The organism is Aestuariivita boseongensis (genome assembly GCF_001262635.1).
GTDB lineage: Bacteria > Pseudomonadota > Alphaproteobacteria > Rhodobacterales > Rhodobacteraceae > Aestuariivita > Aestuariivita boseongensis.
On record NZ_JXYH01000079.1, the window covers coordinates 1 to 7,990 of the forward strand.

Genomic DNA, 7,990 nt, shown 5'->3' on the forward strand with positions numbered 1-7,990 from the left:
GTCCCGCCCTACGCACCCCGTAGAATGGGTGCCAACCCACCATGTCCAACCGAAATCCACCTCGCCAGTGCGGGCTTAGAGCCGCGGGCTGGGCGCCATCCCATTGGTCCGCGCTTGCACGGCTTAAAAATCCGTGGCCTGCACTCTTCTACTTTAAAAGGAATTAGAGTTAATTCAGTTTGGTCATACTGCGATTGCCGAATGCATGCTTGACGCACGCTATTCCATAAGCCCAAACTATTTAGAGTTCATTCGTAAATTGGCTTCGGGAACCTGAACTATGCTCCGTTTTTCCGCCTCGTCGATTTTTCTCTGTTTTCTTTTTTTGATCGGAACGCCATCCGTTCTTCCTGCGCAAAGCTTTACGCAGGGCGCTAGTTTCTGGACACCTCCTAAATCTACCGCGCAATGCAAGTCGTCCTACCAAGGTATTGGCAACTACACGCTTTCAAGGTCGCTCACGCGTCGACCGCATCCAAACGATGATGGTGTGAACTTTGCCGCTACTTACGGAATGTGGCTTGCGGAAACTGTAGCAGGTCGGAATGTCGCGAAGCACAAAGCCAACATGCTGAGAATTGCTGAGGCGATGACATACACCGAAGCGCGTTTTGGCAAAAGCTGGTCCCCCATTTATATTCAGTCGAATTTGCTTCGCACCACTGCAATGTTCATACGTGTCTTGGAAGTTCGCGGGCAGTTGCAACCGTCTGAAAAAGCAGTGCTGCTTCGATGGGGCGACAAAATGATACCGGGCCAAAAAGGTTCCCGTGGAAACCAATCCTCTGACAGCCTAATGGCCTCGGGCGTCGCAATGCTAGCTTGGGGCAATATGAAGGGTGACGCCCGTTTGATGAAAGATGGGTATCGAAAGTTCATGAAAGGCTACGATTACGTTCTCAAGAGCGTGGGCAATCTGACACGGCACCCAGCTCATCGCAGTATTTCCACAGCGGCTTTGTCTTTGGAGAGCGAATATAATGTAGCACTTCAACATGCTGTTGAAGGAGCGGCTATTCTTCGCAATCTTGGAATTGATGTGACTGCAAGAACAGTGAAAGGGCAAAACTTGCACTCAGCTGTCGGTTGGTGGGCGGATCAAATCTCCATGCTGCCGGTGCAAGGAAAGTTTACGCGGGCTTGGGCACACAATTTTCATGTTGGATGGATCCCGATCTACTTGCATGCGTACGGTAATCAAGCAGCCGCGCCAAAGTTGAAATCATATGCCCGAAAAGTTACTTCCGGTAGATCTCCCACGTTTCGTGCTGTCAGTCTGGGCGGAGCAACTGATTGCCTTTGGTGAGGGAGTTTTCGAATTCCAAGAGGCCTCACCCCTCCGCCAGCTTCCGCGCCTCCCGCGCCATTACCTCAATCACAAACCGCATCTGCCCCAGATCCCTTGGGTTCGACGCGTTCCCGTCCAGCGCCCGCTTCAACACCCCCTGCAAAATCGCGAGCAACCGGAAAAACGAAAACACCACGTAGAAATTCCAATTCTCTGGCCGCCCGATCCCCCGCCGTTCGCAATACAAAGCGACGTATTCGTCCTCTGACGGCAAGCCAATCGCCGCGCGATCCACACCGCCAAGCCCGCGGAAATGCCCCTCATGCGGCAGCCGCCAGTGCATGCATTGATAGGCCAGATCGGCCAGTGGATGCCCCAGCGTGCTGAGCTCCCAGTCCAACAAAGCCACAACTTCCAGCCGGTCCTTCGCGAACATCATGTTGTCGATGCGGTAATCGCCATGGACGATGCTGACCTGCCCGTCATCCTCGACCATGTTGGCGCCCAGCCAGTCGATCAGCCAATCCGCATCGGGCAACGGATCGGTTTCCGACGCCTTGTACTGCCCAGACCACCGGCCCAGCTGCCGCTCGAAATAACTGCCCGGTTTGCCGTAATCCGACAGCCCCACGGCCCCGACATCCACTGAATGCAGCCGCGACAGAACAAGGTTCATCTGGTCATAGACCTGCGCACGCTCTTCATTCGACAGATCAGGCAGCGCCGGATCCCAGAAAATCCGCCCCTCCATGCATTCCATCACCACGAATTGCGTGCCCATCGGCGTCTCATCCCCCGACAGGTGATACATGCGCGGCACCGGCACATCCGTTTCGGCCAAAGCCTTCATCACCCGGTATTCGCGATCCACAGCGTGGGCCGATTTCAGCAATTTCCCCGGTGGTTTTGCGCGAAGCACATATTGCCGACCCCCAGATGTCAGCTTGTAGGTCGGGTTTGATTGCCCATCGCCGAATTTCTCCACCGCATCCAGCGTTCCGAACCCCTCGATATGGGCCTGCAGATAGGCTTCCAGCTCACCGTGATCGTAATTATGCATGACGCTGCGTTCCCCCCGTGGACATTGCCTGCGCAGTAAAGCAATCCTTCGCGCCAAAGGTAAAGACGCACGCCCCGTCAAAATGTGTGTCATCAGGGAGGATCAGCGATGGACATGAATTTCGGAATGCGGCCAGAGAACCGCGAATTGTTGGGCCGGGTGGCCGCCATGGTCCGGGACGAGATCATGCCGCTGGAAGACGAATACCACGCCGAGGTGAACAAGGGCGACCGCTGGAGCTATACCGAGCGCCAGGCCGAGATCCTTGAAGGGCTGAAAGCCAAGGCCAAGGCGGCGGGGCTTTGGAATTTCTGGCTGACCGACAGCGACAAGGGCTATGGCCTGACCACCGTGGAATACGCCTATTTCGCCGAAGAGATGGGAAAGACCCCGCTGGCGGCCGAGGTCTTCAACTGTTCCGCACCCGACACCGGGAATATGGAGGTCTTTGAACGCTACGGCAGTGCGAAGATGAAAGAACAGTGGCTGAAACCGCTTCTCGAAGGGGAAATCCGGTCGGCATATCTGATGACGGAACCCGATGTGGCCTCAAGCGATGCCACCAATATTTCCATGTCCTGCGTGCGCGATGGCGATGAATACGTCCTGAACGGAGAGAAATACTGGGCGTCCGGCGCAGGCGATCCGCGCTGCAAGGTCTATATAGTGATGGTGCGCACCGGAGATGCGGATGCGCCCAAGCACCAGCAGCACTCCATGATCGTCGTGCCCGCGGGCAGCAAGGGTATTGAAATCCTGCGCCCCATGATGGTCTTCGGCCACGACGACGCGCCGCACGGCCACATGCATGTCCGTTTTACCGATGTGCGCGTCCCGGCCGAGAACATGCTGGTGGGCGAGGGCAAGGGCTTCGCGATCGCCCAGGGCCGGCTTGGGCCGGGGCGGATCCACCACTGCATGCGCTCTATCGGTCAGGCGGAAATCGCGCTGGAACAGATGTGCAAACGCTCGCTCCAGAAGGAAGCCTTCGGCAAGAAACTGGCCCAGCTTGGCGCCAATTTCGACATCATCGCCGAATGCCGGATGGAGATTGAAATGGCGCGTCTTCTTTGCCTGAAGGCCGCCTGGATGATGGATCAGGGCGATCCGCGGGCCGCTGCGCCCTATATCAGCCAGATCAAGGTCGTGGCGCCCCGCGTCGCGCTGAAGGTGCTGGATGAGGCGATGCAGATGCATGGCGGGCAGGGCATTTCCCAGGACACGACGCTGGCCATGTCGTGGACCTGGCAGCGCGCACTGCGCTTTGCCGACGGTCCCGATGCGGTGCACCGTCGCCAGGTCGCACGGACCGAACTGAAGAAATACACCCAGGAAAAGATGTGAGCCTGACGAAGGGCCGCCGTGTGGTAGGCCGGGCTTCAGCCCGGCCCATCCCGCAAATCTTGCGATGACCCGCATCGTGATCGCAGGCGCGGGCAGCATCGGCTGCTTCGTAGGCGGGCTTTTGCAGCACGCGGGCCACGATGTCGCCCTTCTGGGCCGCCCGCGTATCCTGAACGCATTGCGCGACAACGACCTGAGGCTGACCGATTTCACCGGCCTTGATCTGCATGTCACGCCGCAAACCCTCAGCGATGATCCCGCGATCCTTGCGACGGCAGAGCTGATCCTTGTCACCGTCAAATCCGGCGCCACGGCAGACATGGCCCGGCTGATCGCCACCCACGCGCCTGCCGATGCCCCCATCATCAGCCTGCAAAATGGCATGGACAATGCGCGCTGTCTCACTGATGCCCTGCCAGGCCGCGATATCCGCGCGGGCATGGTGCCTTTCAACGTAGTGCCCGGACCGCCGGGTCATTACCACCGGGCCACGTCGGGCGATATCGTGATCGAACAAGGCCCGGGCGATCTGGGCAAAACGCTTACATCACCCGCGCTGCCCTTGACCGAAAGCGACCGGATCCGGGCGGTGCAATGGGGCAAGCTGCTGATCAATCTCACCAACGCGATCAACGCGCTGTCCGGCTTGCCGCTGCTCGAAATGCTGAAAAACCGCGCCTGGCGCAGGCTCATGGCCGATCAGATGGAGGAGGCGCAGCGCGTCCTGCGCGCAGCCGGCATTCAGGTGGCCTCCACCGCGCCGGTGCCGATGACATGGGTGCCGCGCATCCTGCGCCTGCCCACGCCGATCTATACCCGCATTGCCGCCAGCATGCTCAGGATCGACCGGCAGGCGCGCACGTCGATGGCCTATGACCTGCGCGAAGGTCGCCTGACCGAGGTGGACCAGCTCCAGGGCGTGATCCTTGATCTGGCCCGTGCCCATAAGATCGCCACCCCGACGCTTGCCGCCATCCACCGCGCGGTGAAATCCGTTGAAGGACAGGGGCCCGTGACGCCCGCGCTGTCGCCCGACCAGATCCGCGCCATGTGACCGGCTTGCACCTGTGCGCCAAGACCGGCACTGTGGGCGCTAACAGCACTCACCGGACGGGGGCAGGATGACACAGGCCGATATCGGGGTTTACGGGCTTGGCACCATGGGAAGCGCGCTGGCGCTGAACATGGCCAGCAAGGGCTTTACCGTTGCCGTCACCAACCGCGAAACCGACTGGATCGCGCCCTTCGTGGCCGAGGCAGGGTCGCTTGCCGACAAGATCATCCCGGCGGAAGACCTCAAGGATTTCGTCGCCGCGCTGAAAACACCCCGGGTGATCCTCTTCATGATCCCGTCAGGCGCGCCGATGGATGCGATGATCGACACGGTCACTCCCTTGCTTGAAGATGGCGACACGATCATCGACGGCGGCAATGCCGATTTCAACGACACCCGCCGCCGCGCGGCCGCGATGGCGGGCACGGGGGTGCATTTCGTCGGCATGGGCGTCTCCGGCGGGGAGGAGGGCGCGCGCAACGGCCCATCCATGATGGTGGGCGGCAGCGATCACAGCTGGACCCAGCTGCGACCCATGGTCGAAGCCATCGCCGCCCGCTTCAACGACGCGCCCTGCGTGGCCCATCTGGGTCCCGACGGTGCGGGGCATTTCGTGAAGACCGTCCACAACGGCATCGAATATGCCGATATGCAGATGATTGCCGAGGTCTATGGCCTTCTGCGCGACGGCGCGGGGATGGGCGCGTCCCAAATCGGCGCGCTGTTTGAGCGCTGGAATGCCGGGCGGCTCAGCAGCTTTCTGACCGAGATTACCGCAAAGGCGCTGCAGATCACCGATCCGGAAACTGGCCAGCCGATGGTGGACATGATCGTCGATCAGGCGGGCCAGAAGGGCACGGGCCGCTGGACGGTGATCGAGGCGCTGAAACTGGGTCAGTCTGCCAGCTCTATCGAAGGCGCCGTGGGCGCGCGTGCGTGGTCCTCGGAACGGGAGGTGCGCCGCCAGGCCGATCCGATCTTTTCCAAGAACGCATCGGGACTGGATCTGTCGGAGGACACGCTGGAACAGGCTCTTCTGGCAGGCCGCATCCTGTCGCACGCACAGGGTTTCCGCATCCTGCAGGCCGCGTCCGAGGGATTCGACTGGTCGCTTGATCTGGCCCGTACTGCCGAGATCTGGCGCGCAGGCTGCATCATCCGCAGCGCGCTTCTGGATGATTTGGCGAGTGCGTTTCGCGCAGACCCCCCGATGGGCCACCTGATCCTGGCACCGGATATCGCTGCGGATCTGAAGACCAGCCTGCCCGCGCTGCGCCAGACGGTGGCGGCAGCAGTATCCGCCGGTCTGCCTGTGCCGTCCCTGTCGGGCGCGTTGCAATGGATTGACAGCCTGTCCCGGGCGCGCGGCACCACCGACCTCATCCAGGCGCAACGGGATTTCTTTGGCCATCACGGGTTTGAACGGACCGACCGGCCCGGCAAAACCCACGCTGATTGGTCCTAGGGCGCAAGGCGTTTGGAAACGCCTTGCCCAAGCGCGTTTCAACGCGCTTGCCTCACCCCCGCCGTTTCGCCCGAAGCGTCGGATCGGCCTGGGTCGGATCTTCGGGCCAGGGATGTTTGGGATAGCGCCCGCGCATATCCTTTCGCACATCCGCATAGCTTGTGGCCCAGAACCCCGGCAGATCGCGCGTCACCTGCACCGGCCGCTGCGCAGGTGACAGCAATGTGACAACCAGCGGAACGCCCGCGCTTGTGGGGTGTACTGTCACCCCGAACATCTCCTGCAGACGGACCGAAATGCCGGGCGCTTCGCCGTCGTAATCAATCGGGATCGACCGGCCCAGGGGCGTGGTGAACTGTGCGGGTACTCGCGCGTTCAGGTCCTGCAACTGGTCCCAGCTCAGCATCGCCTGCAAAGCCGGCAGTACATCGAAGTTTTTCCACTGATCGGCGGTTTTCACGCCGCCCAGCATTGGCATCAACCACGCTTCCAAGCCCTCCATCAGCGCCGCGTCTGACATGTCGGGCAGGTCTGCGCCCTGCGCGCGGGCCAGCGCCACGCGGGCCTGAAGCCTGCGCGCAGGCACACTCAGCGATAGGCCCAGATCACGCACGCCCTCCAGCATGGCGCAGGCAATGTCCTCTTCCGGGGCATCGCGCCAGATCCGGTCCTCCAGCACCAGCGCGCCCAGCCGGGTCTGCATCCGCGCCAGAACGCGCCTTTCGCGTTTCGACCAGGCGCAGACCGGCGCCTCGCGGATCTGATCGGCAAAAAGCGCGCGGATCTCCGCCTCCCCGATCTGAACCGCCAGCCGGATCCGCGCCTCACGCGGGTCGCCATCCAGATCGGTGGCCACCAGATAGGGCGCGCCTGCCAACGGATCTTCCGCAGGCAGCACCGCGCCCTTTCCACCCGACATCACAAAGCGCGGTGCATCTCCCTTCCGGCGCTGCGCGATCCGGTCGGGATAGGCCAGCGCCGCCATCGCTGCCAGACTATGACCGCCACCGCCGGGCGCATCTCTGCGCAGCCGCTTCGCCTCGGCTCGCACCTGCTCCAGGGCACCCCGGTTCACCTCGAACCCGCGTTCGGAGGCAAAGCGCCGTGGATCGCGCAGCGCCTCCATGCGCAAGCCCAGATCCACCGGCGCGCCCTTCAGCACATCCCGTGCACCCAGCAAGGCGGCCAGATCCGCCGCGCCGCCGCCCGCCAGTTGCAGCATGTGGCCCAGCCGGGGATGCAGCGGCAACCGGGCCAGTGCGCGGCCATGATCGGTGATCCGGTTATCCTCTGTCAGCGCCCCCAGCATCCGCAGGAGGGCCTGCGCCTCGGCATAGGCCCCGGCATTGGGCTGGGTCAGGAACGCAAGCTGCGAGGGCTCCGCGCCCCAGACCGCCAGTTCCAGCGCCAGGGGGGCCAGATCCGCCGCTTCGATCTCTGCCGGGGGGAAGGCCGCCAAAGCGCCATCCTCTCCCTTCGCCCACAGCTTATAAGCTATACCTTCGGCCACCCGTCCCGCACGCCCCGCGCGCTGCGTGGCCTCTGCCCGCGTGACCCGTTCGGTGACCAGCCGTGACATGCCGGAACCCGGATCGAAGCGCGCCCGCCGCGCGCGGCCCGCATCCACCACCACCCTTATATCCGGGATCGTCAGCGAGGTTTCCGCGAGCGACGTGGCCAGCACCACTTTGCGCCCGGTTTTCAAAGGTGCCAGCGCCGCGCGCTGTTTCGCAAACTCCATCGCACCGAACAAAGGCTGCACGACACAATCGGCGGGCA

General features: G+C 62.1%; 6 protein-coding genes. 4 read left to right on the forward strand and 2 right to left on the reverse strand.

The annotated features are described in order from the left end of the window. Positions 1-280 precede the first annotated feature (280 nt). The gene (locus tag TR61_RS20055) at positions 281-1,306 is read left to right on the forward strand and encodes a hypothetical protein (RefSeq protein WP_157440985.1); all 1,026 of its coding nucleotides are present in this window, start codon (positions 281-283) and stop codon (positions 1,304-1,306) included. A 25-nt stretch (positions 1,307-1,331) separates the two neighbouring features. On the opposite strand, the gene TR61_RS18645 is transcribed toward TR61_RS20055, so the two are convergent. After that, positions 1,332-2,348: a phosphotransferase family protein gene (locus TR61_RS18645; protein WP_050932043.1), complete on the reverse strand. Its 1,017-nt coding sequence runs from the start codon at positions 2,346-2,348 to the stop codon at positions 1,332-1,334. A 108-nt stretch (positions 2,349-2,456) separates the two neighbouring features. Between TR61_RS18645 and TR61_RS18650 the strand changes: the two genes are divergently transcribed. The 3 genes from TR61_RS18650 to gndA all read left to right on the forward strand — a co-directional run bounded on the left by TR61_RS18650 (position 2,457) and on the right by gndA (position 6,211). Continuing rightward, a complete protein-coding gene (locus tag TR61_RS18650; RefSeq protein ID WP_050932044.1) occupies positions 2,457-3,692 on the forward strand; it encodes an acyl-CoA dehydrogenase family protein in 1,236 nt (411 codons plus the stop codon). A gap of 64 nt (positions 3,693-3,756) precedes the next feature. Beyond that, on the forward strand, positions 3,757-4,746 hold the full coding sequence (locus tag TR61_RS18655; RefSeq protein ID WP_050932045.1) for a 2-dehydropantoate 2-reductase: 990 nt from the start codon (positions 3,757-3,759) through the stop codon (positions 4,744-4,746). Positions 4,747-4,813: 67 nt separating this feature from the next. Beyond that, positions 4,814-6,211, forward strand: a complete 1,398-nt coding sequence (gene gndA / locus TR61_RS18660; RefSeq protein WP_050932046.1) for an NADP-dependent phosphogluconate dehydrogenase — start codon at positions 4,814-4,816, stop codon at positions 6,209-6,211. Positions 6,212-6,263: 52 nt separating this feature from the next. On the opposite strand, the gene hrpB is transcribed toward gndA, so the two are convergent. Then, positions 6,264-7,990: ATP-dependent helicase HrpB (hrpB, locus tag TR61_RS18665; protein WP_050932047.1), on the reverse strand; the 1,727-nt coding region annotated here is incomplete at its 5' end.

What these genes read in the sequence shown, in the direction of transcription:
- gndA (WP_050932046.1), top strand. Translation starts at nt 4,814, where the DNA reads ATGACACAGGCCGATATCGGGGTTTACGGGCTTGGCACCATGGGAAGC.
- TR61_RS18645 (WP_050932043.1), bottom strand. Translation starts at nt 2,348, where the DNA reads ATGCATAATTACGATCACGGTGAGCTGGAAGCCTATCTGCAGGCCCAT.
- TR61_RS18650 (WP_050932044.1), top strand. Translation starts at nt 2,457, where the DNA reads ATGGACATGAATTTCGGAATGCGGCCAGAGAACCGCGAATTGTTGGGC.
- TR61_RS20055 (WP_157440985.1), top strand. Translation starts at nt 281, where the DNA reads ATGCTCCGTTTTTCCGCCTCGTCGATTTTTCTCTGTTTTCTTTTTTTG.
- TR61_RS18655 (WP_050932045.1), top strand. Translation starts at nt 3,757, where the DNA reads ATGACCCGCATCGTGATCGCAGGCGCGGGCAGCATCGGCTGCTTCGTA.